Genomic DNA, 25,299 nt, shown 5'->3' with positions numbered 1-25,299 from the left:
TGAAACACAGTTAATGACTATTTAATTCGTTGGGACGGACAGGTTCATAGTCGACATCCCAAGGCTCTACGTGGACATCTGTATCAAGAACACCATATTTGCGACGCAGCAAACTTTCAATTTTCTCAGTGATATGGTGACTTTCGCGAACGGACATCTGTGGATCAACCCAGATAATAATATCTACAAAAATATTCGCACCATACGAACGTCCTTGGATATTGTGAACCAATTCGACTCCAGAAATCTTGCTAACAGCATTTGTATATTTAGCAAGAAGATCATCATCAAAACCATCTGATAGTGAAAAAGCACTGTCGGAAAAAATGTTGTAAGCAGTCTTTAAAATGGTTAGGCCGATAAGCAAGGCGGCGACACCATCTAACCAAGGCATTTTAAAGTTTGCCCCGACGATCGTAATCGATGTTGCAAAACTGGTTAAAGCATCGTTCCGAGTATCCTTTGCGATTGCAAGCAGTGAGGCAGAGTTGATTTTTTTCGCCAAATAAGAATTGTGTAGATATACACCAAACATAACACAGCCACTAAACAATCCAACGAAAAGAGCGTAAATATCAGGAATTTCTTTCTGACCAAATACAATGTCGTTGACAGATGAATAGAGTACACTGAGAGCAACCAACAGCATGATAAAGGAAGTGATTAAAGTTGCCAATGTTTCAGCACGCCAGTGTCCGTATTGATGATTTTGATCAGGAGGCTGTTGAGCTAGACGCAAGCCAATCATAACTGCACATGACGAAAAAATATCTGTTACGTTTCCAGACCCATCAGCTAATAGGACTTCTGAGTGGCTTATTTGACCAATAGTGATCTTCAAAAATGATAGTGTAATATAAGCAATGAGGCTTATAATTACGCCCTTTTGAGCAATTTTTAAGTTTTGATAGCGCTGTTGCATAGTCAAAAGGCTCCTTAATAATATTTTGTATAGAAAATTAAAAAAACTTTTGCTGTTCAAACGAAAATGCGACACAAACTTTATTATAATATGTTTTGGTATCACATAATCGATTATAGAATAATTTTGGCTCAAAGCAAACACTAGTACATCATTTGTGAAAAAAATTAAAGTAAATTTGTGTTAATATGCAAATTTTGACCGAACACTTGAAAACTGTTATAGTTGTGCAAGGCAGTTTAGCATTAATTGCTGAAAAATAAAGAAGTTTAATTTTTAAAGTTAATGAGAATGAGAATGATAATTTTTTATCAAGTCCCCCATCTATAGAAAGGTGAGTTGTTTAATTGTTTGTAGATCAGGTAAAAATAAATGTTAAAGCCGGAGATGGTGGCGACGGAATGGTTGCTTTTAGAAGAGAAAAGTATGTTCCGAATGGCGGACCGGCCGGCGGTGATGGTGGAAAAGGCGGAAGTATTGTACTGAAGGTTGATGAAGGCCTGCATACTTTGATGGATTTTAGGTATCATCGTCACTTTAAAGCCAAGAGCGGCGGAAAAGGTATGATTAAAGGAATGTATGGAAGAGGTGCTGGAGATCTGTACGTTTCTGTACCTGAAGGAACAACGGTGACCGACGCTGAAACTGGGGAAGTCTTAGGTGACTTGCTACATAATGGCGATGAACTAGTAGTTGCTCGTGGCGGCCGTGGTGGGCGTGGCAACATTCATTTTGCAAACCCCCGAAATCCAGCACCTGAAATTGCAGAAAATGGTGAACCAGGAATTGAACGTGTTTTAAAACTTGAACTAAAAGTGTTGGCAGATGTTGGATTAGTTGGATTTCCATCTGTTGGTAAATCAACTTTGCTTGCCGCTGTGACTAGTGCTAAACCGAAAATTGCGGAATATCATTTTACGACCTTAGTCCCAAACTTGGGAATGGTACGATTAGAAGATGGGCGTGATTTTGTTATGGCTGATCTGCCGGGCTTGATCGAGGGAGCATCCCAAGGTGTAGGTTTGGGAATTCAATTTTTGCGTCATGTCGAACGGACAAGGGTCATTTTACACGTGATTGATATGAGTGGCACAGACGGCAGAGATCCATATAATGATTTCCTCAAGATAAGCGAGGAATTGCTTAATTATGACAATACTTTATTAGAAAGACCACAAATCATCGTTGCAAGTAAGATGGATTTACCAGACTCGCAGGATAAATTAAAAGAATTTAAAAAAGCAATGAAAAATGATCACACGCTAAAAGAAAATCCAGAAATAATTGAAATCTCATCTGTTACACATATCGGGCTGAAGAAACTACTTCTTAAAACAGCTGAGCTCCTTGATAAAACACCCACATTTCCAACACTTGCTGAACGCGAACAGCAGAAGCAAGAAGAGGTTGCTGAATATGTTTATTCAGAGAATAATGGAGAATCTTTCCAAATTACGCGTGATCCCGATGCAACGTGGGTACTAAGTGGCGAAAAAATTGAAAAGTTATTTAAAATGACAAATTTGGATCATGATGAAAGTGTTATGCGGTTTGCACGGCAGCTTCGAGGCATGGGCGTCGATGAAGCTTTGCGGCAGAAAGGTGCCAAGCAGGGTGACCTTGTAAGAATTAATAAGTTTACCTTTGAATTTGTTGAATAAGTACGATGGTATCCAAAATGTTTTTAAACTTTGAGGTTGATTAAGGGATGGACAGAAAATTTAAAAAACGCCGTTATATTGACGGTTTTGACGGTATTCGAACTTTAGCTGTGGTAGGGGTAATCTTATATCATTTGATGCCTTATAATATTCAAGGAGGCTATTTGGGAGTCCCTATTTTCTTTGTTTTGTCAGGTTATTTGATTACAGATTTATTAAATCAAGAAATGCAGCAGAATGGACGAATCGATATTTTAGCGTTTTATAAACGGCGAGTAAAGAGACTTTATCCAGGACTAGTGACAATGGTCTTGGTAACAGTTGCTTATATAACATTGTTTCAGCGGGAGTTACTGACCAATATTCGACAGATCATGATTACAAATTTTGTCTATGTTTATAATTGGTTTCAGGTTATTCACCGTGAGTCCTATTTTGACAGATTTGGTCCCCAGTCTCCATTCACACATTTATGGTCTCTTTCGATTGAAGGTCAGTTTTATTTGTTTTGGCCACTATTGTTAACGTTCTTATGGGTTGTTGTTCGAAGAAAACAGCCTATTTTTGACGTTATCTTTGTTGGTGCTTTTGTCTCAGCAATTTTAATGGCATTACTCTATAAGGAAGGTCAGGACCCCTCTAGAGTTTATTACGGAACAGATACGCGAATGTTTTCAATTTTGTTGGGTGCGGCACTATCGATTTTGTGGCCTAGCACATCTTTGAAGAAAAAATTGCCAAGTATTGCAAAACATACTCTGAATCTCGCAGGTATTATCTCGCTGATATTGATTGTATGGATGTTTTTTAACATGTCTGGCGAAAGCGGGTTGACATATCATGGAGGAATGTTTTTCTTCTCCTTGCTTTCAGTAATTTTAGTAGCAACCGTTGCTCATCCAGGCGCGAATATGAATGACCTAATGACCAACCGTTTCTTTTCTTGGTTAGGGAAGAGAAGTTACGGAATATATTTGTATCAATACCCGGTAATGGTTTTTTACGAAGCACGTGTTACCAATATTGCAGCTCATCCATGGATGCATGCATTATTTGAAATTATAATTATAGTAGCTGTTAGCCATTTTTCATACACCTATATTGAGCGACCATTGCAGCACTTTAATTATGCGTATACACGAGAAGCTTTATTGGAGTTCTTCAAAAAAAATTCACACTATGGCTGGAAGAGGTTTTGGGGTACGGGTGCATTGATAATTGTTTTTCTTGCATTGTTAGGTGTGATACAACAACCAGGCGCAAGAGCTGTGTCAGGCACTCAAAAGTTACAGAATACTCTTCAGAAGAATGAACAAAAAGTCGCGGAAAATAATAAAAAAGACAGCTTGAAAACAAACAAAAAAGCTCATGCGCAGAGTAAAGAAAGTTCTTCTCAAGCCCAGAAAAAGGTTGAGTACAAAGAGAGTGTCGGGAGTAAGGTCTCGACCAATGGCAGTTTAAGCGAAACAATGAAGAAAAAAGCACAATCTTTGAATATTACGGCGGTAGGGGACTCGGTGTTGGCTGATGGTTCTGTAAAATTGCAGGATATCTTTCCTCAGATGTACATTGATGCTAAAGTTGGTCGCCAAATGTCTGATGCAATTGCGGTACTTCAAGGATTAGCGAATAGCGGTAAATTAGCGGATTCAGTGCTGCTAAGTATTGGAACAAATGGTCCTTTTACACATGAGCAGCTGAAATCAATCATGGACATTGTCGGCAGCAGAAGAAAAGTTTATTGGATAAATACACATGTTCCGACACGTCGTTGGCAGGATCAAGTCAATGAGTCGCTGAGTTCAGCTTCAAAAGAATATCCTAATTTAAAAATTATTGATTGGTATACTTATAGCAAAGATCATGCAGATTGGTTTTATGATGATAATGTGCATCCAAATGAATACGGGTTAAACTATTACAGCACATATATTGCTAAAAGTATCCTGAAATAAGAGCAGTGTTCTAAGGAACATAAAGTGATACACATAATTTTTATTTGAAAGGGCTGAGCAATTCGTTAATAATTGCTGGCCTTTTCTATTTAATTAGACAAAAAAATTTTTATGAAAAAAGAATTTGTGTCTGGGTTAGTCTGTAACCAAAGACTAATGCTTTTTGACTGCCGCAAGAAACACTTATTTTTAAATGGTCATCTGGTAAGCTGGCAAGCGATTCTTTCAGATAACCAAGGGTTAAGGGTTTACCAGCTGTAGCTGAAACAAGAATAATGTCTTGAGCAGTTTTTTGAATTGAAATGATCGGGAGCATCTTGTTTTGTGACTCGAAAAATACTTGAAGATGATTTTTTAGATCTGCAAGTGAAAGTTTAAAATCCATCGTGCGCATTTATAAGACTCCTTGAGGGTTGTCTGCTACTGATTTATGATGATATTATAATATTCGGCAAGAAATCAAACAAGCTGATTGGAAATTTTGTTGAAGATTAGCGTATATTTTTGAATAGAGTATAATCTATGGTATGGATGAATCACAAAATAGGTTATGCTAATTTGGTAATTTAATTAAAAAATAGTCATTGTTTAGAGTTTAGATTAAATCATGACTAATGGATTGGAATAGGGTATGGAATTAGAATTTTTAGGAACAGGTGCTGGCTCTCCAGCAAAAACGCGTAATGTAACAGGAATTGCATTAAAATTACTCGAAGAAATCAATGAAGTTTGGCTTTTTGATGTTGGTGAAGGGACACAGCATCAGATTTTAAGGACCACGATTCGTCCACGCAAAATTAGTCGTATTTTTATCACACACTTGCATGGGGATCATATCTTTGGATTACCCGGTTTTTTGAGTAGCCGTTCCTTCCAAGGGGCTCAAAAAAATGAGTCATTAACAATATATGCTCCAAGAGGTGTACAAGATTTTGTGCAGACGGCTTTGCGGGTTTCACAAACTAAGTTGTCTTATAAAATAAACTATGTTGTTTTGGATCAAGAAAAAGTTATTTTTGATGATGAACGTTTTCGTGTAATTGCTAGACATTTAGACCATCGTATTGAGTGTTTTGGCTTTCGAATCGAGGAAAAGGATTACCCAGGAGAATTAATGGTTGCTCGTTTGCAAGCTGACCATGTTCCAGCTGGGCCCTTGTATGGACAATTAAAGGCAGGCAAAACTGTTACACTTGAAGATGGACGTATTATTAGAGGACAAGACTATTTAGGAGCCCCCAAAAAAGGACGAACTATTGCAATTTTAGGCGACACACGTCAAACTGGTAATATCGCATTATTGGCCCAAGATGCAAATGTTTTGGTGCATGAAAGTACTTTTGCGAAAGATGAGGCGCAGCTTGCTTATAGTTATTACCATTCTACATGCGTCCAAGCAGCTCAAATTGCAAGAAAATGTGATGTTAAAAAGCTTATTTTGACACATATATCTGCACGTTACGTTGGTCAGAAAGCACGTTTGCTTGAAAAAGATGCAAGAAAGATTTTTAAAAACACTAAATTAGCAAATGATTTTGATGTTTTTAAAATTCCCTTTTCAAAGAAATAGGAGGACAAAACCAAATGAAGAATTATAAGGATCTGAAAGACTTACGAAATCGGATTGCACTTGTGACAGGGGCTTCTTCAGGATTGGGCGAGCAAATTGCATACCAATTGGCTAAAAGAGGCGCTATTGTTGTGGTGTGCGCACGGCGAGTAGATCGCTTAGAAGTTGTTAGTCAAAGATGTCAGGAACTGTCAGGAAGGCTTTCAATGGCTTTGAAACTCGATATTGCACAGCCAAATCAGATCGAACAGGTCGTTAAACGAGTTGAAAGCGAGTTAGGACCAATAGATGTCTTGGTTAATGATGCAGGATTTGGTTTAATGGAAAATGCACTTGACTTTGATATGGATGTTGCCGAGAAAATGTTCAGAGTAAATGTTTTGGGCTTGATGTATATGACTAAGTATACTGCGCTGAAAATGGCGGGCCGAAAGAGAGGTGCAATTGTTAATGTTGCTTCTGTTGCTGGTAAAATAGCGACTCCTAAGTCAGCGGTTTATTCTGCTACAAAAGCAGCAGTTTTAGGATACTCAAATGCTTTGCGTTTAGAACTAAGAGCATTAGGGATAAGTGTTTTAACAGTTAATCCAGGACCTATCAAGACAGATTTCTTTAATATAGCTGATAAAAGTGGACATTATCTTGAAAACGTCGGCTTGTTTGTCTTGGATCCTGAAGAGACGGCAGAAAAAGTTGTGAAGACGATCGGGACATCACGTCGAGAATTAAATTTACCTTACGTGTTTCAAGTTATGCATCATTTCTATCAATTATGTCCTTGGATGGGAGATTACTTAGCAGAAAATTTATTTAATAAAAAATAAATTTAAAATAGAGGGGGAGTTCAATATGAAAAATCAAGGACGTCTTTTGACTGCCTTAGTGGTTGCTTTATTAATCGTTATTTTTGCTTTGCTCAATACACAATCAATTGAAATTAGTTTTGGCTTTTGGAAATTTAGTTTACCTCTAGTCTTAGTCCTCATTGTATCGGTTCTACTGGGTGTTCTTATAACAGTTTTAATGTCAACAGTAACAACTTTGCGTTTGAAGTCCGAGCTTAAAGAGAGCCGCAGAAAAAATGCCGAAATAAAAAATAATGAAAAAAAACGCTATGAAGAAGAACTAGCGAAAGTTACCGCAGAATATCAGCGTAAAATGAATGAACGTAGTACAAAAAAAACACAAACGGATTAGTCAGGCAGTAAGTAGGAGTTGATTTTTTGTTTGAGGCACAGTATGCTTGGAGATTTTCATCAACTGATTTTGGAGATGACGTAAAAGAAATATCTGAGAAAATGAATTTGAACCCTTTAGTTGTTCAGCTTTTAACGTCCGAGGGTTTTAAGAGCGCAGATCAGATAAAACACTTTTTAAGTCCAGATGTTACAGATCTAAATGATCCTTTTCTAATGCACGACATGCAAAAGGCCGTTGAAAGAATTCAAAAAGCTATCGTACATGGACAGCAGATTGTTGTCTATGGGGATTATGATGCGGATGGCATTACAAGCACAACATTGATTTATGAGGCATTGGAGCAGCTTGGGGCAAAGGTAAAATATTACATTCCCGATCGTTTTAAGGATGGTTATGGCCCAAACAAAAGTGTTTATAAGCAGCTGATTAAAGATGGAACGGAATTGATTTTAACTGTTGACAATGGAGTTTCAGGGTTTGACGCAGTCCAATACGCGAACACTCACAACGTTGATGTTATCATCACTGATCATCATGAATTACCACAGAAGTTACCGGAAGCCTATGCAATTGTTCATCCTAGGTATCCTGGTCAGAACTATCCTTTTGGACAGCTAGCTGGTGTCGGGGTCGCTTTTAAATTAGCATGTGCTTTACTTGATGAGCTTCCTTCTGAAATGTTAGATTTAGTTGCAATTGGCACAGTTGCCGATTTAGTGCCCCTAGTTGCGGAGAATAGGGCACTGGTCACATTTGGCTTGAATATGTTGCAGAATACTCAGCGTCCAGGACTTGAAGCGCTATTTAAAGTAGCGGGTTTGACGCAGTCAATGATAAATGAAGAAAATATTGGTTTTGCGATAGCCCCGCGCCTCAATTCATTAGGGCGTTTAAAAACAGCATCGCTTGGGGTTAAGTTGTTAACAACTTTGGATAATAAAATTGCACAAGAAATAGCACAAGAAGTCCAACAGTTGAATCAGAAACGTCAGCGGTTGGTTGAAATGACAACAATTGAAGCTCTTGACATATTAGAAAAACAAGATAAGCATCTTGTTAATGTCGTTTGTAAAAGAGATTGGCATGAAGGAATTCTAGGAATTGTAGCTAGCCATTTAGTTCAGAAAACTGGGAGACCCTCAATTGTTTTAAGTGCTTCTGCGAAAGAAGCCAAGGGATCAGGCAGATCCGTTGAAAAATTTCAGATGTTTAAAGCTTTAGACAATCATAAAGAACTAATGCAAAACTTTGGCGGACATCATATGGCTTGCGGGCTAACTATTTCATTGGATAAGCTTGATGAGTTTCAGAATGCTCTTGATCAAGAAGCCCAGAAGCAAGACTTAGATAAAGTTGAAAAACCAAGCCTGCAGATAGCAGCAGAGTTATCATTCAATGATATTGATGAAAAGTTGATCAATGATTTAAAATTATTGGCACCTTATGGTAATGGAAATTCTAAACCAATCTTTGCTTTCACTGATTATAAAATTTATGAAGCAAAGCTAATAGGGAAAAAAAGAGATCATTTAAAACTTTCAATCGGTCAGAAGGACAAGAAGATAGATGCACTTGCTTTCTCGGTGGGTGAGAAGGGAAAAGCAATTGTTTCTGACAGCACTCCTTTGAAGTTTGTGGGTCAGTTGAGCCAGAATGTGTGGAATGGAAGAGTCAAGCCACAAATTTTAATATCTGACTTTGCATATCATGGTCAAGCTTTTTCGTTGATTGACAAACGAACAAAGAAATTGCAAAAAACGATGTTTACAAATAACGGCACTTATGTTTTTTTTAACGAGAAATTATATCATCAATTGCAAGATTATCTCCCTGTATCAGCAAGAACGCTGATCGGTGAAAATTGTGCAATGGATAAGTTTGAAACAACAAATTTAATTTTGGTTGATTGTCCGCCTTCACTTAGTTTGCTTGCAGCTTTGTTAGAAAAAGTTTCAGTAACGAAAATAACAATGATTTTTTATCCATACCAGTCTGCTTACTTAGAGGGTATGCCAACAAGACACGATTTTGCAAAAGTTTATCGTTTTGTTATGTCACATCAGAAAATCGATATAAAGAAAAAATTACCACAATTAGCGACGTATTTGAAGTTAAAAAAGGATCTGTTGATTTTCATGTTACAGGTGTTTTTTGAAGTTGGATTTGTTAAAATGGATAATGGATTAATGACGGGATATATCACAGATCAAGTTATTGATTTAAAAGAAGCACCCACCTATCACTCTAGGCAACAATTGATTGAGGCCGAAAGTGTACTACTGACAAGTAGAACTGAGGAGTTGAAAAGATGGGTTCTTCAGCATATGACAGTTGAAAACTAAAGGAGCGTTCTTAATGGCATTAGATTTGACAAAATATGTGTCCAGTATACCGGACTATCCAGAAAAAGGGATTATTTTCCGGGATATCTCCCCTTTGATGGCTAATGGTGAAGCTTATAAGCAAGCAACAGCGCAAATTGTACAGTTTGCACGTGATAAGGGCGTTCAAATGATTGTAGGGCCTGAGGCACGTGGATTCATTGTGGGCTGTCCAGTGGCCTATGAACTTGGTGTAGGTTTTGCTCCGGCACGTAAAAAGGGGAAGTTGCCTCGTGAAACAGTAAAAGCAACTTACACTTTAGAATATGGAACAGCAGAACTTTATATGCATAAAGATGCTGTTAAACCAGGGCAGCATGTTTTGGTAACTGATGATTTGCTAGCTACAGGTGGCACAATTGGAGCTACTATTGATTTGGTTGAACAATTGGGCGGAATTGTTGTTGGATGTGCATTTATAATTGAATTGGATGCGCTAAAAGGACACGAAAAAATAAAAGATTATGATGTGTTGACCTTAATGCATTATTAAATCGGGCAGTCCAAAAAAGAAGGTCAAAACAAATTTCTTTGTTTTGACCTTCTTTATTGTATTTATCAATTTTTGAAAAAAGAATATTATAAAAAAAGCTATGGATTTAAATTAAGGAGTTGATAGCGATGATAAAACAAAATTTTGCAATTATTGGTCTAGGCAGATTTGGCGGAAGTATTTGTGAAACTTTGGCATCTGCAGGAGCAGAAGTTTTAGTGATCGATAAAGACGAAACGCGAATTAACGACTACAAGAATATTGCAACACAAGCTGTTATTGCTGATGCTCAAGATGAGAATACACTAAAAGAGTTAGGGATCCGTAATTTTGATCATGTTGTGATTGCGATTGGGGAAGACATCCAAGCTAGCATTTTAGTAACATTGATGGTAAAGGAACTTGGTGTGAAGTATGTTACAGCCAAAGCTCAGAATGAATATCATGCACGTGTTTTGACTAAATTAGGAGTTGATAAAGTTGTCCATCCTGAGCGAGACATGGGCGTTCGTATTGGTCGAAACTTGATTTCAAAGAACATGTTAGATTACCTAGATCTTTCTTCTGATATTAAAGTTGCTGAAATTCGTGTGACGAGTCGAAAATTTGCAGATAAATCACTTGAGTCGCTTAATTTCCGCAGTAAATACTCATTAAATGTAATTGCCATCCGACGCGAAAAAAAGGTTGAAATAGCACCTCAAGCTTCGATGGCACTTGAATTAGGTGATAGTTTGCTTGTTGTTGGCCGAAAAAAAGATGTTGAAAATTTTGATAAATTGATGGAGCAATGAGTAATAAAAATAGGAGCAGCCCCCAAACGTGATTTGGGCTCAGCTCCTATTTTTTTAAGTATTTGTACAACATGTTTTGGTAGTTGGGTAATTTTTCTAAACAAACATTACGTTCCAAAAATATTTATGGTTCAATGTGGATTACCGACGTTTGGAAATTCTTTTTTTAAGCTTTAAACAGGATGGCAAAAGGATTAGGACCAGAGTCAGCAAAGTTATCAATAGTCCAGTGCCGAAATAAGGTGGCCAGTAACTTAATTGTATTTTATTCTTTCCCTGCGGAAGATCAAAGCCGAGAAAGGTACCTTGAACTTTATACGTCTGAACCTTTTTACCATTTAATTTAACATGCCACCCTTTGCTGTAAGGAATTGTTGATGCGAAAATTTGATTGTGACCGGAGACCTTCACTTCTCCTGAAAGGGAACGTTGAGATGCATGGTTGAGCTTCACCTGCTGTTTTTTGATCTGAGTCAGTTGTTGTTTGACCAATCTGTTGTTTAAACGATACAGAACAAAATTATTAAGCCAAAGTGAAGGCTTCTTGAATTTGGCAGTTAAAATAATTTCGTTGTTTTTTGAATGATTGGCAATATTTACGATGACAGTGTGCCGGAAAGTTCCATATTGTTTAAGTGGTTCATTATTAAGAAAGAGAGTGACATTGTCTGAATCCAAGGAAGAACCAAGCGTCAAATAATATGAATCATTAGTCTTAGGTGTAAATTTGAAAACAACTTGTGCATCTTTTGAAAGATCATTTCTACGTAATGTAGCATCAGTGAGATTTACTTGCTGATTTACATTCTGAAAAACAACCTCGTTAAAATCAACAGCATTGAAATATTTTACATTTGTGGATGTATTAGTGATATCTGATAGCCATTGAGTTTGATAATTGATAGGATTATCATAGAATTCTTTCAATGTCTTCAATTTCTTATTAGCAACATATCCTAAGCTGATAGCATTAGGGTTGCGATAAATTTTGGTCAGATTATTGGTTGAAACAGGTGTATAAGTTTTCAAATCAGGTTTTTCTGTTAGTGAAGTAAGTGGCTGTTTACCAGAGACTTCGCTTTCATCTTTAGCAGATATAAAATATTTCATATTTAAAAGAGCATCAGAAATAATGGTTCCATTGGAGTATGTAACGTAGTTATCTCCATCAGGGCTGCCTAACATACCATAGAAATCAGGGATTGACTTTTCAAGAGCTGAACTAAAGTAAGATCCGCTATTCAAACCATTTGCTAGGCCATCATTTTTGGTGCGACTATATACTTGGCCTGTGCGATATAATGATTGATCTCGTGTGCTCAGTGTTTTACTGTTTTTACTTAAAGATGAAGCAGGCTGACTATATTCTGACTGAGTTAAATAACTGAGATTATTTAATGAATAAACAGCATTTGCACTGACTTCGATCACTGAAAGAAACAAAAGGAGATAAGGAATTAACTTAGAATATTTGGTATTTGGATGAGCAAAAGCACCTAAAACAATTAGTGTCAGCGCAGCAAATAGGGCTGTAAAAGAAAGATTCTCCTTTGAGATATAGCTGAATTTCTTGATATTGTCTAAAACATACCAGATTATTCCAGCATAAATAAAAGCTGCAAGTCCAATTTTCCAAGTTTGAGGAAGTTCCATCTTTTTAAAAGATCTTGCGGCGAGATAGATCATCCAGAAGCTAACAATGAAAGAAAATCGATAAGGATACCAGACCGGAAACTGGAAACCATGCCAGAGCAGATCAAGTGGCTCGAAGCATAAGGACAAAAATAAAAATGCTGTTATAACGAAAGCTACAAAACGTTCCTTAAGTTTAAATCTATTATTTATAAAATATGTCAGAAAACCAATCAATGCTAGTGATCCAACAAAAAGATTAGGATAGCCTGAGGGCATTTGTTCGAAGTTGAATGAACCAATAATAAATTTCGAGAGCATTTTTAATGGCTGATATTCAAATTTGAAACTAATTGATTCTTGGGTGTACTGCCCTTTGCTGTCCAGCAGGGAAAAAAAGGTTGGTATCAAGATAACTGCAGCAAGACAGATTGCAGATAATGAATGTAGTATAAAGAGCCACAGATGGGTAAAAAAAGTTTTTGCATTTTGATAACTGACAGTTTCATGCCAGCAAAAGAAAAGCAACAAAAACAAGCAAATCATATAACCCATATAATAATTATCGATCAACATCAGACCAAGCATTAGAATATAAGCGATGCTCTTTCCCTTCACAGTAAGCTGTATTAAACAATAAATAATAAGCGGGAGAAAGATTGCTGCATCTAACCAGAGGAGATTGAGCTGATTTGCGATGAACCAGCCCATGAGAGCATAGCTAGTTGAGAAAAGTGGCAAAGCAGCTCCCTGTTGCATTTTTGTTTTTTTCAAAAGGAATGCAAAAGATAATCCCGCACATCCATATTTAGCAAGTGTTATAAACATGATGCCAGCAGTAAGGGTTTTGCCAGGAAAGAAAAGAAGAAGCAAGTTAAAGGGACTCATCAAGTAATAGGCCCACTCACCCAACATGCCACCCCCAAGAGCTTTGGAGAAAGAATAAAAGAAGTTGCTGGGATCATGCAGAAGTGTTCTTCGGAAAAACGCAAAAAAATCGATATACTGCTGGCCCAGATCAACCGTGAGTAGGCTGCTTTTTCCAAAAGGATACATTTGACGAAAAATAAAATATCCCAACATGATAATAACGGGCAAAAAGAAGCTGCATATTAAAGCACGATTCTTTTTCAAAAAACTATCAGATTTTGTTCTCATAAATATAGCTCCTAATAAAAATTATTTTATCTTATACACCTAACTTTAATATAGATTGTATGTAAAGTTTAGCACAAGCACATAAGTTTTATTAAATTTTACATGATTAAACCTTCAATTTATAATCGTTTATGGTAGGATATAACTTGAGCTGTTAAGGGCTGACTCTCTTGTTCAAAGTTATTTAGTACATTCTAACTAAATATACATAAGTTAGGATTTGTTAATGAATTCATAGTCACAGTAAGGGGTACGAACGGTGAAGTTTTTAAAGAAAACAACTAGAAAAAATAAACAAGGTAAATCGCAAATTCCATTTCGTTTAAATTTTCTTTTTTTTGTGGTCTTCCTTCTTTTTGCTGCATTGATTGCACAATTGGCGTATTTGCAGATTATTAATGGAACAAAGTTTGAATCAGAGGTAAGCAGTACTGATACACAGACTGAGACTAAAAACGTGCAACGGGGCATGATTTATGATTCTACTGGTAAAGCGCTGGTTGCCAATAATGCATCTCGAGCAATTACTTATACCAAGCCATTAAGTGTGACCTCACTGCAAATGTATAATATTGCGAATGATTTGGTAAAATATACCAGTATTGATACCAACACTTTAACGGCTTCCAACAAGGCAGACTACTATCTTGTAGTTCCACAACATCTAAAAGATGTTGAGAAAAGGATTGCTGGGTATAAAAAATTGAGTGATAGTGAACTTTATAGTGCTTCAGTTGCTTATGTCAAGAAAAATAAACTGACAGAGAACATGAGTTTAAAACAGAAAGAAGCAGCCGTTGTATATTCGAAGATGAGTGGAGCATATTCTTTGTCAACGGTCTATATCAAATATAGTGGAGTTACAGATACTGAGATGTCGCGAGTCGGAGAAAACCTTGCATCAATGCCTGGGATTAAGGTTGGGACTAGCTGGTCGCGTAGCTATCCGAATGGAGAATCGGTTAAAAGTGTTATTGGGACAGTTACTAGTGAAAAACAAGGACTGCCAAGTGACCAGATTAATAGCTTGCTTGCACAAGGTTATTCACGCGATGACAGCGTAGGATCGAGTTATATTGAATCTCAATACGAGAATGTCTTAAAGGGAACTAAATCAGTTACGACTCTTGAAACTCAAAATAACAAAATAACACGTGAAATTAAAACTTATGGCGGTAAAAAAGGTGACAATGTAGTGTTAACTATTAATGCTGCATTCCAGCAGAAGGTTCAAGATATAATGAAAAGTGCTGTCGAAAGTGTTGGCAGTGCAAATCCATACCTGCCAGGAGCCTATGCGGTAGTAATGAATCCGAATACTGGAGGAATATATGCATTGGCCGGGGTAAGTCGCAATCTGGAAACTGGGAAAGTTTCCGAGAATGCGCTTGGCGCAATCAATCAATCATTTGTTATGGGTTCTGTTGTCAAAGGTGCTACGGTCATGGGTGGTTTGATGTCAGGCGTTATCTCTCCGGAAGATAGTACATTAGTTGATGAACCTATTAAATTGCAAGGAACCGCTACAAAATCTTCTTGGTTCAATAGTTCAGGTTCAAATAACATGTCTTTGACCGCTTCAAATGCGTTGATGGTTTCTTCTAACTCGTATATGATGCAATTGGCGATGAAAGAAGGGGGCTTCAAGTACAGCTCTGGTTCAGCTTTAAGCATGTCGACCTCGATTTTCAGCAAACTGCGTGGTTTCTTTAATCAGTTTGGTTTGGGTGTGAAAACGGGAATTGATATTCCAGGTGAATCGACGGGATATGAGGGCCCATCGACTCAGTCTAATATAGGTAAGGCACTTGACCTTTCTTTTGGGAACTATGATTCTTACACGACTATTCAGCTTGCACAATATATCTCAACAATTGCTAATGGTGGTTACAGACTTCAACCTCATGTACTTCAATCTATCCACGGGACGAATAAAGATGGGACATTGGGGCAAACTAAGGCTGAATTTTCACCCAATGTATTAAACGTTGTCAGTGCCAGTCAAAACCAATGGGGTGTTGTTAAGACAGGACTATGGCGCGTAGTTCATGGTTCTAGCACTTACAGAACTGGTGGAACGCTGTCAGGTGTAAAACCTGCAGTTGCCGCCAAAACAGGTACAGCTCAAACTTATCATGGAGAAACACCAACGGAAACATTAAGTGCAGTTTCTTATGCACCTACTAAGAACCCACAGGTTGCAGTTGCTTTAGTTTTTCCTGGGATGGCAGATAGTACTACTAGTCATATTAATACACAAACGGTATCATCGATTTATTCTGCATTTTGGAAATATGTTCAATCAAGCGATGGGTTGGATTAAGATAACTTGAATGGACTGTCAAGTCTTTTTCCTTAACAAATTCTAAAAAGGTCTAGCATCGCGTACAAAAAAATGATATGATATTACCGTTAAAGGCTTAAAAGCTTTATTGAATGAGTGTAGTTTGGAGGTTTGAGAAAATGCGTGTACACATTACATTAGAATGTACTGAATGTCATGAACGGACATATCTATCAAGCAAGAATAAGCGTAACAATCCAGATCGCTTAGAACTCAAGAAGTTCTGTCCTCGTGATAACAAAGTAACATTGCATCGTGAAACAAAGTAGCAACAGGATTTTTCTCCTGTTGTTTTTTGTTATAGATAAGGGAGTTTTAACCGAGTGGAAACTAAAGAAGCAATTAGACATGCACAATTAAATAAGATCTCAAAAAATAATAAAACATGGACAAATTCAATAAATGAAATAAAGTTATATGAGTCGCTTTTTGCAGATTCGATATGGAAAACGGCTCAAGTTGTTGGTGTGACACTCAGTTCAGATAATGAGATTGATACAAAGCCAATTATTTTACAAGCAAGGTTACAGTCTAAGAAAGTGTGTGTGCCACGTACACGCGATCAGTATCAGATGGACTTTTTCAAGTTGGAGAGTAGAACTGTTATCAGAAAAAATGATTTTGGAATCTATGAACCACGGGAAAATATTAACCTGATTCAAAAAAAAGAAATTGATTTAATGATCGTTCCCGGCATAGCTTTTTCTCTTATGGGTGACAGAGTAGGGTTTGGCGGCGGCTACTACGATCGCTATTTATCAGATTTTAAGGGAACAACGGTTTCTCTAGCAGATCCTCTGAGATTATATGAGGACCGAACATGGAGACTGGAGAAGACTGACCAACAAATAGATAAAATCGTGACAGTAGAAAGGTGAGATTGGATGGGTTCTTGGACACACAAACCATATATTACGTATGGTTTAATTGTTATTAATGTAATCGTTTTTTTACTAATGACTCTTTTGGGTGGGAGCGAGAATATCTCTGTTCTAGTAGCCTTTGGAGCTAAAGTAAACAATCTGATTCTTGAAGGACAGTGGTGGCGCTTTATTACACCAATGTTTATCCATATTGGTTTCGAGCATATTTTGCTTAATATGATAACCCTATATTTTATTGGTACTCAAATCGAAAATTTTTTTGGTAGTGGACGCTTTTTGACAATCTACTTAATTAGTGGGATAGGTGGAAACATTGCAAGTTTTACCTTCAATCCAACAGCACTTTCTGCTGGCGCAAGCACTGCTCTATTTGGACTTTTTGGAGCATTTTTAATGTTAGGTGAATCTTTTAGGGAAAACCCATATATTCGGGCGATGTCAAGACAATTTCTCCTACTCGTGATTTTGAATGTTATTTTTGGATTTTCTGGTAATGTTGATTTAGCTGGACATCTTGGGGGTCTTTGTGCAGGCTTTTTAGCAGCATATATTGTAGGAGTGCCCATGATCGGTAAAATACCCGCAGTAAAGCGAATTGTGAGTTTATTGACAATTATTTTTGTCAGCGGCTTATTATTAACGATGGGTTTTAAATTGTAGAAATATCCATTATAATTGATGGGAGATGTTTCCATGAAAGAACTTTATGATGTACAGCAATTGCTAAAAAAATTTGGAGTGTTTGTCTATGTTGGGAAACGTTTGTGGGATATAGAATTAATGGCGCTTGAGCTAGATCATTTGCACAAGGCAGGTGTGATTGATAATCAAACGTTTATAGCGGCTAAGCTGGTTCTATCGCGTGAACATAGGTTTGAAGAGAAAAAAGAACGAAATCGCAAATGACGACGGAGGGATATTATATTATGGAAAAAAAAATAATTGGTGTTGATCTTGGTGGAACAACGATTAAGTTTGCTATCTTAACTAAAGAAGGAGAAATTCAGCAAAAATGGAGTATTGAAACTAATATTCTAGATGAAGGGGCACACATCGTGCCTGATATTGTAACTTCAATCAAGCATCACTTGAGGTTGTACAAAATGGAGCCTAAACAGTTTATCGGTATTGGAATGGGTTCACCTGGTACAGTGGACCGTAAAAAAGGAACGGTTACAGGAGCATATAATTTAAATTGGAAGAGTGTCCAAGAATTAAAGAAAGTGATCGAACAGGAAACAGGGATCAAATTTACAATTGACAATGATGCAAATGTGGCAGCTTTAGGTGAGCGCTGGAAAGGTGCCGGTGAAAATGATGCTGACGTTGCCTTCATCACCTTGGGAACTGGGGTTGGTGGTGGAATTGTTTCAAATGGAACCTTAGTTCACGGAGATGGGGCTGCTGGGGAAGTCGGACATATGAACGTTGAACCAAACGGATATTTATGTACTTGTGGAAACCGTGGTTGTCTTGAAACATATGCTTCCGCTACGGGAGTTGTCAGGGTTGCACGTGATATGGCTGAGGAGTTTGCAGGCAACTCGCAATTGAAGAAACAATTAGATGACGGTCAGGAAATTACCGCAAAAATTGTCTTTGATTTGGCAAAAAAAAGTGACATCTTAGCTAAAATGGTTATTGAAAGAGTATGCCATTATTTAGGAGTGGCATGTGCTAACATCGGCAATTTACTGAATCCTTCCTTTATCGTTATTGGCGGTGGTGTTTCAGCAGCTGGAGATTTTTTATTGAACAACGTAGAAAGTAACTTTAGAAAGTATGCATTTCCATCAGTTCGTGAAACAACGCAATTGCGTTTAGCCCAACTTGGAAATGAGGCAGGGGTAGTTGGCGCTGCTTCGTTGGCACTATCTTTGGAATAGTGTTTTTGTGAGAAGTGTTATTAAACAACAGAGTTGATTATTTTATTTGAGAGGAAGATATAGACGATGATTTTACAAAAAATATCGGTTTGGGGAATTATCGATGTTGTATTATTAGTGATCTTGCTAGCTATCGTTGGCAATCAGCTGTATTTATGGCAGAAAGGCCGACGGGTTGCTAAAATAGTTGAGAATGATGAGTTCCAGAAAGGAATGCATCGGGGGCAATTAATTGATTTGCGCGAAAAGGACAGTTTCAATGCTGGTCATATTATGGGGGCCAGAAATGTTCCGTTTGGTCAGTTTCGGGTCATGAAAAATTCTATTCGGAAAGACATGCCCGTTTATTTATATGACCAAGGTAAATCTTTAAGCACAAGGATAGCGATTAAATTACATAAGGATGGCTACAAGGATATTTATATTTTGAAGTCAGGTTTTGAGCGCTGGAATGGTCGCGTTAAAAAAAGTAAGTAATTTAATTTGAAAAAAATGCGAGTTATTTGCAATGGCAAATAGTTCGCATTTTTGTTCGATACTAGATAATTTAGAGAAACGACCTTTAATATTGGTGTGCTGAATGACGCTTGCGAATTGCACGACGGCGGTGTTCATCGATCATAGCTTCTTTTTCTTCAACAGGATCGACAACAGTTTTTTTAAAAGCATAGAAACAACCTGCTGTGACACCAACAGTAGCTGCAACACCGACAAAAATTCCTTTAGCAAAGTTTTTCATAAGTTAACCTCCTCAACCTAAGACTACACTGCACATTATGAATGATTTGAAGACAAATATCCAGTTTTATGTACTAAATTAAATACTCTAAAAAAAATAAATCTATAAAGGAGCTTGATACAGTGGGAAAAAGAATACTTCTTATCGTAGGTCCGACAGCAGTCGGAAAAACAGCTCTTTCGATTGATGTGGCGAAGAAATTCTCTGGTAGTATTATCTCAGGTGATTCAATGCAGGTTTATCGTCAGTTGGACGTTGGTACTGCAAAAATTAAAAAAGATGAAATGAAGAATATCAAGCATTATATGATTGATATTAGAAATATCGAGGAACGTTTTTCTGTTGCTGATTTTGTGAAAGAATGTCGAAAAAAGATCAAGGAAATTCAAGATGCTGATCGTCTTCCAATAATTGTAGGAGGGACAGGCTTTTATTTGCAGGCACTGCTGGATAATTTTCACTTGGGAGATGACTCCTACGATGGAACACTAACGTTGCGTTCTAAATGGCATAACTATGCACATAAATATGGTAAAAAGGAACTTTGGGAGAAATTAGACAAAATTGACCCGGAAGCGGCGGCTAAAATCCCTCCAAATAATGAAAGAAGAGTGGTGCGGGCTTTAGAAGTATTTGAAAAAACAGGTAAATTATTTTCAAAGCAAGCTGATCAAGCAAACACTGAGTTTAGTCCTTTGATCATAGGTTTGAGAACGGAGAGAAAACTGTTGTATGAAAGAATAAATGCTCGTGTTGATTTAATGCTAAGTGCTGGGCTAGTTGAGGAAGCACGTTGGATATATGATAAAGGAGGAGAACAGCTTCCTGCTGGCCGGGGTATAGGCTACAAAGAGCTTTATCCTTATTTTGATGGAAAAGTAGAGTTAGAAGAGGCAGTTGAAGAAATCAAGAAAAATTCAAGACATTATGCTAAACGTCAGTTAACGTGGTTTAGAAATAAAATGGACGTGAATTGGTTTGATGTTTTAAATGACGAGAGAGCTAGTCAAAAAATAGATAAAAAAATTGATAAATGGATAAATAAGGAGTAATTACTAATGACATTTTCTTGGAAAGAGAAGTTACCAGAAGAATTACGGCAGAAAGTCGTGGCTGTTGAAAAACAAATTTCGTCAAAGTTGAATGAAATAGATGAACAGGTTGGATATAATCAGATGCGTGTTTTGGAATGTTTTAGAAAACACCGTGTTGCTGAAGAAGATTTTGCTGGTTCTACAGGATATGGATATGATGATTTAGGACGCGACAAACTGGATGCTATTTATGCGGATTATTTTCATACCGATGATGCGATTGTTCGGCCACAATTGATTTCGGGAACGCATGCGATAACAACAAGTTTGTTTGGTGTTTTACGGCCAGGAGATACACTTTTTTATCTAACTGGAATGCCATACGATACAATTCAGCAGGTGATAGGTGTTGTTGGAAATGAGTCGGGAAATATGAAAGACTACAAGATAGATTTTGATTATTCTCCATTGCTTAACAATGGAGAAGTTGATTTTGAGGCAGCAAGGAAAAAGCTAAGCAAAAACAAAAAAATAAAGGTTGTTGCAATTCAAAGATCACGTGGCTATGCACTTCGGAAAAGCTTTACTGTTGCGAAAATAAAAAAAATGATTTCCTTTATTCGTGAAATACTGCCTAATGTAATTGTCTTTATTGATAATTGCTATGGTGAGTTTTCGGAAATGCAAGAACCAACAGAATTTGGTGCTGATTTGATGGCAGGCTCTCTTTACAAGAATGCGGGAGCAGGGATAGCTAAAACAGGTGCGTATATCGTTGGAAAAAAAGAATTAATAAAGCAGGTAGGCAATCGGCTTAATGTTCCAGGTGCTGGTAAGAATGAAGGCGCAACAATTGGGCATATCCGCGACATGTATCATGGCTTTTTTGTTGCTCCCAGTGTAACAGGTGACGCAATAAAGGGAGCTATTTTTACAAGTGCCTTGTTAGAAAAGATGGGATTAACTGTTTCGCCTAAATGGAACGAACCAAGAACTGACTTAGTCCAGACAGTTAATTTAGGGACACCACAGGCTATGATTGATTTTTGTAGTGCCATTCAGCATTATTCACCAGTAAACTCATTTGTAGATCCTGTTCCTAGCGAGATGGATGGCTACGAAGACAAAGAAATAATGGCATCTGGCAGTTTTACGGAGGGTTCAACGATTGAATTGTCCTCTGACGGCCCAATGCGCTCACCATATACTTTGTATATCCAAGGTGGACTTACTTATGCGCATGTAAAGATAGCGATTAGTAACGCTGTGGAAGAGACTTTTTTTTAAAAGAAAATCATGTAAGAAAAAGTAACATTGAATGTTGACAATCAATTTGTGACTTGCTATGATAGGGTCGTAGCTCAGAGGAGGGTTGTTATGAAAGAAAAGGAACTCAGACGCTCACTTGCTGTCTTGCCTATTGGAACTGTTATGAAGCTAACAAATCTTTCGGCCAGACAGATTAGATATTATGAAGAGCAGCAGTTGGTAACACCTAAAAGGAATGAAGGAAATCGACGAATGTATTCTTTGAATGATATTGATCGGTTGCTGGAAATTAGAGACTTCCTTGACGAGGGTATCAACATGGCAGGTATCAAACATATTTATGATGACGAAGCACGGAAGAAAGCTCAAAAGAAAGCACAGTTGGAAAAACCGTTAACTGATACTGATGTTCGCAAAATATTGCGGGATGAATTCATGTCTGTCAGTGGTTTGGCACGAGATGATGAGTTTTCTTTCAAACATAACAAGAACTTCTAAATTCCAGATAAGGAGTGATTCACAATGGTAAAACCTAGTTATACAAAGGATGACATTCGAAAAATCGCGAAAGATGAAAATGTTAAGTTTTTGCGCCTGATGTTTACAGATTTGTACGGTGTTATTAAAAATGTTGAGGTTCCGATCAGTCAATTAGACAAGCTTCTAGATAACAAGTTGATGTTCGATGGTTCATCAATAGATGGTTTTGTCCGTATTGAAGAAAGTGACATGTGGTTGTATCCAGATCTCTCAACATGGATGATTTTTCCTTGGGGAAATGAGCATGGTAAAGTTGCTCGTATCATTTGTGAGGTTTATAACGCAGACCGCACACCTTTCGTTGGCGATCCCCGCAACAATTTAATTCGCGTTCTTTCCGAAATGAGAAAATTAGGTTTTACCGAATTTAACATCGGGCCTGAGCCAGAATTTTTCTTGTTTAAGCTCGATCCTCAAACTGGGAAACCAACAACGGATTTGAATGATAAGGGAAGTTATTTTGATTTAGCACCAGTTGATCTTGGCGAGAACTGTCGTCGTGATATTGTGCTTGAACTTGAAAATATGGGCTTTGATGTTGAGGCATCTCATCATGAAGTAGCACCGGGCCAGCATGAAATTGACTTTAAGTATGCGGATGCACTTCATGCTTGTGATAATATTCAAACATTTAAATTGGTTGTTAAAACGGTCGCAAGGAAACATGGCTTACATGCGACATTCATGCCTAAGCCATTGGATCGAATCAATGGTTCAGGTATGCATATTAACATGTCACTCTTTGATAAGAATGGGAATGCGTTCTTTGATGAAAACGACAATATGGAGTTGTCTGAAAAAGCACGTTATTTCCTTGGTGGACTTTTGAAACATGCACGCAGTTTCACAGCTATTACAAACCCAACAGTGAACTCTTACAAGCGATTGGTTCCAGGTTATGAAGCACCGGTCTACGTTGCTTGGTCTGGCCGTAACCGTTCACCACTCGTACGTGTCCCAATTGCGCGTGGCTTATCGACACGTCTGGAATTGCGTAGTGTTGACCCTTCAGCAAATCCATATTTAGCAATTGCTTCAATCCTTGAGGCTGGTCTTGATGGCCTTCGCAATAAAATTGAGCCGCCTAAGCCAGTTGATCGCAACATCTATGTTATGGATAAAGAAGAGCGTGAGTCGAATGGTATCACTGATTTGCCATCAACATTGCATAATGCTCTAAAAGCACTTGAAAAGGACGATGTTATTGCAAAATCAATGGGACCGCATTTGTATCAGAGTTTCCTTGAAGGTAAGCGTCTTGAGTGGGAAGCGTACCGCCAAGAAGTGTCACAATGGGAAAGAGATCAATACTTAGAACTGTATTAAGCTTCACCTCTAAGTGTTAGAAATTTACTTAACTGAAAGTGTTTGAAAGAACAAAAAAGGCACCAGCGTATTCATGAAGTGTGAATGTGCTGGTGCTCTTTTATGTCTAGCTAGATAAATGTTAAGCTAGAGATACGTATTTTATCTGTTCCAAGTTTACTAGGTATGAAATATTTGTTGAGAAACTATCTAATTTGAAGTAGTTCTTCTTGCTTCTGCTACAAGCAATGTAGCCAGTTGCTAAAAACTCGTTGTTTTTGTTGTCAAGTAAGCACATTTTGATCATTTTATGTTTTTGGCTGGCCTGCTCGATGAAAAAGTTTAACTGAAATTTAGGCATTTGCTGGAAAGAACTGGTTTTATTTACTTCTACAAGGTTGAATTGATTTTGGAGTGTGTGCGTTAATTGCTGAAAAGTTGTCTTTTTTAGTTCAAGCATGGTATTAACTCCTTTCAGAACAAATGTTCGATAATGCTATTATAAGAACAAATGTTCGAATTTGCAAGGGGTATTTAAGTTTAAATGAAATAATAATTGAATTTTGTCAAGATATGCTTGAAAAAACACACAAAATAGCACATTATTAACTTAATACATTATTTTAGAGGGGAAATTAAAAACATGTCTAAAAGGGGAATGCTGATCGTACTGTCTGGTCCTTCGGGAGTGGGGAAGGGAACTGTGAGAAAAGCTATTTTTGAGCAGGATGGTAACAAATTTCATTATTCTATTTCGATGACTACAAGGGCTATGAGACCCGGTGAGGTCAATGGTCGTGACTACTTTTTTGTTTCAAAAAAACAGTTTGAAAGTGAAATTGCTTCAGGTGGTATGTTAGAATACGCGCGATATGTTGACAATTATTACGGTACACCATTAAAATATGTTAATGAGATGCTTGATAGTGGAAAAGATGTTTTTTTGGAGATTGAAGTCAACGGTGCCATGCAGGTTAGAGAAAAATCGCCTGATGGGTTGTTCATCTTTTTAACACCGCCGGATTTGATGGAATTACGCCATCGCATTATTGAAAGAGGGACAGATGATTTAGCAACGATTGATAAACGCATGGAAAAAGCAGTTGATGAAATTGAAATGATGCAGAATTATGATTACGCCGTTGTTAACGATGAAGTTCCGTCTGCTGTTGAGAAAATCAAAACAATTATTCGAGCAGAACGTTGGCGTGTAAAACGCTTTTTACCAGACTATAAAAAACAATTAGGAGATGTTTTAAAATGATTTTATATCCATCTGTTGATGATTTACTAGAAAAAGTTGATTCACGCTATTCACTGATTATGCTGGCTAGCAAACGGGCACATGAGCTTGATGCTGGTGCTTTGCCAATGTTGAGTGAATATAAATCAGTAAAAAACGTCGGTAAGGCGCTGGAGGAAGTTGTTAGTGGAGATTTGATCATTGATCCTGATGAACGTGAAAAAGTGTGAGCTTATTAGAAGAAATAGCTAAGGTTTAAGTACAGCGGATAAGAGAATCGAGATAAAGT

The 25,299-nt window shown here is 37.4% G+C and carries 26 protein-coding genes; 21 read left to right on the top strand and 5 right to left on the bottom strand.

The features are described from left to right. Positions 1-10 precede the first annotated feature (10 nt). Positions 11-922, bottom strand: coding sequence for a cation diffusion facilitator family transporter (locus tag FC19_RS05080; protein WP_057875907.1), 912 nt, complete (start codon positions 920-922; stop codon positions 11-13). Positions 923-1,269: 347 nt separating this feature from the next. Between FC19_RS05080 and obgE the strand changes: the two genes are divergently transcribed. Together obgE and FC19_RS05070 are read left to right on the top strand one after the other, a co-directional pair. Next, positions 1,270-2,583: a GTPase ObgE gene (gene obgE / locus FC19_RS05075; protein WP_057875906.1), complete on the top strand. Its 1,314-nt coding sequence runs from the start codon at positions 1,270-1,272 to the stop codon at positions 2,581-2,583. Positions 2,584-2,630: 47 nt separating this feature from the next. Next, a complete protein-coding gene (locus FC19_RS05070) occupies positions 2,631-4,538 on the top strand; it encodes an acyltransferase family protein (RefSeq protein ID WP_057875905.1) in 1,908 nt (635 codons plus the stop codon). A 109-nt stretch (positions 4,539-4,647) separates the two neighbouring features. Here FC19_RS05070 and FC19_RS05065 read toward each other — a convergent pair whose 3' ends face one another. Next, the gene (locus tag FC19_RS05065; protein ID WP_057875904.1) at positions 4,648-4,932 is read right to left on the bottom strand and encodes a hypothetical protein; all 285 of its coding nucleotides are present in this window, start codon (positions 4,930-4,932) and stop codon (positions 4,648-4,650) included. A gap of 237 nt (positions 4,933-5,169) precedes the next feature. Here FC19_RS05065 and rnz point away from each other — a divergent pair, with 237 nt between their 5' ends. The 6 genes from rnz (at position 5,170) to FC19_RS05035 (ending at position 10,976) form a co-directional block, all read left to right on the top strand. Then, a complete protein-coding gene (rnz, locus tag FC19_RS05060) occupies positions 5,170-6,108 on the top strand; it encodes a ribonuclease Z (protein ID WP_057875903.1) in 939 nt (312 codons plus the stop codon). A gap of 14 nt (positions 6,109-6,122) precedes the next feature. After that, complete coding sequence (locus tag FC19_RS05055; RefSeq protein WP_057875902.1) at positions 6,123-6,932, top strand: SDR family NAD(P)-dependent oxidoreductase; 810 nt, start codon at positions 6,123-6,125, stop codon at positions 6,930-6,932. Between the two features lie 25 nt (positions 6,933-6,957). After that, positions 6,958-7,305, top strand: a complete 348-nt coding sequence (locus tag FC19_RS05050) for a lipopolysaccharide assembly protein LapA domain-containing protein (protein WP_057875901.1) — start codon at positions 6,958-6,960, stop codon at positions 7,303-7,305. Positions 7,306-7,331: 26 nt separating this feature from the next. Next, positions 7,332-9,650 (top strand): single-stranded-DNA-specific exonuclease RecJ, encoded by a 2,319-nt coding sequence (gene recJ / locus FC19_RS05045; protein WP_057875900.1) that lies wholly within the window; start codon positions 7,332-7,334, stop codon positions 9,648-9,650. A gap of 13 nt (positions 9,651-9,663) precedes the next feature. Continuing rightward, positions 9,664-10,182: an adenine phosphoribosyltransferase gene (locus FC19_RS05040; RefSeq protein ID WP_057875899.1), complete on the top strand. Its 519-nt coding sequence runs from the start codon at positions 9,664-9,666 to the stop codon at positions 10,180-10,182. Positions 10,183-10,313: 131 nt separating this feature from the next. Next, entirely contained in the window at positions 10,314-10,976 is a 663-nt protein-coding gene (locus FC19_RS05035) for a potassium channel family protein (protein ID WP_187327538.1), read from the top strand. 141 nt (positions 10,977-11,117) lie between these two features. On the opposite strand, the gene FC19_RS05030 is transcribed toward FC19_RS05035, so the two are convergent. Further along, positions 11,118-13,766, bottom strand: a complete 2,649-nt coding sequence (locus FC19_RS05030; protein ID WP_057875897.1) for a YfhO family protein — start codon at positions 13,764-13,766, stop codon at positions 11,118-11,120. A 259-nt stretch (positions 13,767-14,025) separates the two neighbouring features. On the opposite strand from FC19_RS05030, the gene FC19_RS05025 reads away from it, so the two are divergent. The 7 genes from FC19_RS05025 to FC19_RS04995 all read left to right on the top strand — a co-directional run bounded on the left by FC19_RS05025 (position 14,026) and on the right by FC19_RS04995 (position 19,357). Next, positions 14,026-16,089 carry a peptidoglycan D,D-transpeptidase FtsI family protein gene (locus tag FC19_RS05025; protein ID WP_057875896.1) on the top strand — a complete coding sequence of 688 codons (2,064 nt, stop codon included), beginning with the start codon at positions 14,026-14,028 and terminating at the stop codon, positions 16,087-16,089. A gap of 140 nt (positions 16,090-16,229) precedes the next feature. After that, positions 16,230-16,379, top strand: a complete 150-nt coding sequence (gene rpmG, locus FC19_RS05020) for a 50S ribosomal protein L33 (RefSeq protein WP_057875895.1) — start codon at positions 16,230-16,232, stop codon at positions 16,377-16,379. 54 nt (positions 16,380-16,433) lie between these two features. Continuing rightward, the gene (locus tag FC19_RS05015; RefSeq protein ID WP_057875894.1) at positions 16,434-16,988 is read left to right on the top strand and encodes a 5-formyltetrahydrofolate cyclo-ligase; all 555 of its coding nucleotides are present in this window, start codon (positions 16,434-16,436) and stop codon (positions 16,986-16,988) included. A 6-nt stretch (positions 16,989-16,994) separates the two neighbouring features. Further along, positions 16,995-17,654, top strand: coding sequence for a rhomboid family intramembrane serine protease (locus tag FC19_RS05010; RefSeq protein ID WP_057875893.1), 660 nt, complete (start codon positions 16,995-16,997; stop codon positions 17,652-17,654). Between the two features lie 33 nt (positions 17,655-17,687). Beyond that, a complete protein-coding gene (locus FC19_RS05005; protein ID WP_057875892.1) occupies positions 17,688-17,900 on the top strand; it encodes a YqgQ family protein in 213 nt (70 codons plus the stop codon). 20 nt (positions 17,901-17,920) lie between these two features. After that, positions 17,921-18,880 carry an ROK family glucokinase gene (locus FC19_RS05000; protein WP_057875891.1) on the top strand — a complete coding sequence of 320 codons (960 nt, stop codon included), beginning with the start codon at positions 17,921-17,923 and terminating at the stop codon, positions 18,878-18,880. Positions 18,881-18,946: 66 nt separating this feature from the next. Then, positions 18,947-19,357: a rhodanese-like domain-containing protein gene (locus tag FC19_RS04995; RefSeq protein ID WP_057875890.1), complete on the top strand. Its 411-nt coding sequence runs from the start codon at positions 18,947-18,949 to the stop codon at positions 19,355-19,357. A gap of 85 nt (positions 19,358-19,442) precedes the next feature. Here FC19_RS04995 and FC19_RS11320 read toward each other — a convergent pair whose 3' ends face one another. Then, complete coding sequence (locus tag FC19_RS11320; RefSeq protein WP_083488359.1) at positions 19,443-19,619, bottom strand: DUF3042 family protein; 177 nt, start codon at positions 19,617-19,619, stop codon at positions 19,443-19,445. 122 nt (positions 19,620-19,741) lie between these two features. Here FC19_RS11320 and miaA point away from each other — a divergent pair, with 122 nt between their 5' ends. The 4 genes from miaA (at position 19,742) to glnA (ending at position 23,788) form a co-directional block, all read left to right on the top strand. Then, positions 19,742-20,671, top strand: coding sequence for a tRNA (adenosine(37)-N6)-dimethylallyltransferase MiaA (miaA, locus tag FC19_RS04990; RefSeq protein WP_057875889.1), 930 nt, complete (start codon positions 19,742-19,744; stop codon positions 20,669-20,671). Between the two features lie 6 nt (positions 20,672-20,677). Continuing rightward, positions 20,678-21,940: a methionine gamma-lyase family protein gene (locus FC19_RS04985; RefSeq protein WP_057875888.1), complete on the top strand. Its 1,263-nt coding sequence runs from the start codon at positions 20,678-20,680 to the stop codon at positions 21,938-21,940. Positions 21,941-22,030: 90 nt separating this feature from the next. Next, a complete protein-coding gene (locus tag FC19_RS04980; RefSeq protein ID WP_057875887.1) occupies positions 22,031-22,420 on the top strand; it encodes a MerR family transcriptional regulator in 390 nt (129 codons plus the stop codon). A gap of 24 nt (positions 22,421-22,444) precedes the next feature. Beyond that, the gene (glnA, locus tag FC19_RS04975) at positions 22,445-23,788 is read left to right on the top strand and encodes a type I glutamate--ammonia ligase (protein ID WP_057875886.1); all 1,344 of its coding nucleotides are present in this window, start codon (positions 22,445-22,447) and stop codon (positions 23,786-23,788) included. A gap of 121 nt (positions 23,789-23,909) precedes the next feature. Here the strand turns inward: glnA and FC19_RS04970 are convergent, their stop codons facing one another. Beyond that, positions 23,910-24,227: a hypothetical protein gene (locus tag FC19_RS04970; RefSeq protein ID WP_057875885.1), complete on the bottom strand. Its 318-nt coding sequence runs from the start codon at positions 24,225-24,227 to the stop codon at positions 23,910-23,912. A 183-nt stretch (positions 24,228-24,410) separates the two neighbouring features. On the opposite strand from FC19_RS04970, the gene gmk reads away from it, so the two are divergent. Both gmk and rpoZ read left to right on the top strand, forming a co-directional pair. Next, positions 24,411-25,031: a guanylate kinase gene (gmk, locus tag FC19_RS04965; protein ID WP_057875884.1), complete on the top strand. Its 621-nt coding sequence runs from the start codon at positions 24,411-24,413 to the stop codon at positions 25,029-25,031. Further along, positions 25,028-25,240: a DNA-directed RNA polymerase subunit omega gene (gene rpoZ / locus FC19_RS04960; RefSeq protein WP_057735979.1), complete on the top strand. Its 213-nt coding sequence runs from the start codon at positions 25,028-25,030 to the stop codon at positions 25,238-25,240. The genes gmk and rpoZ overlap by 4 nt, the downstream gene beginning before the upstream one ends. Positions 25,241-25,299: the final 59 nt, after the last annotated feature.

The sequence above is a fragment of the Liquorilactobacillus aquaticus DSM 21051 genome (assembly GCF_001436755.1).
GTDB classification, from domain to species: Bacteria; Bacillota; Bacilli; order Lactobacillales; family Lactobacillaceae; genus Liquorilactobacillus; species Liquorilactobacillus aquaticus.
The sequence above is the reverse complement of the archived record's forward strand: the minus strand, read 5'-3'. Positions and strand labels throughout refer to the sequence as shown.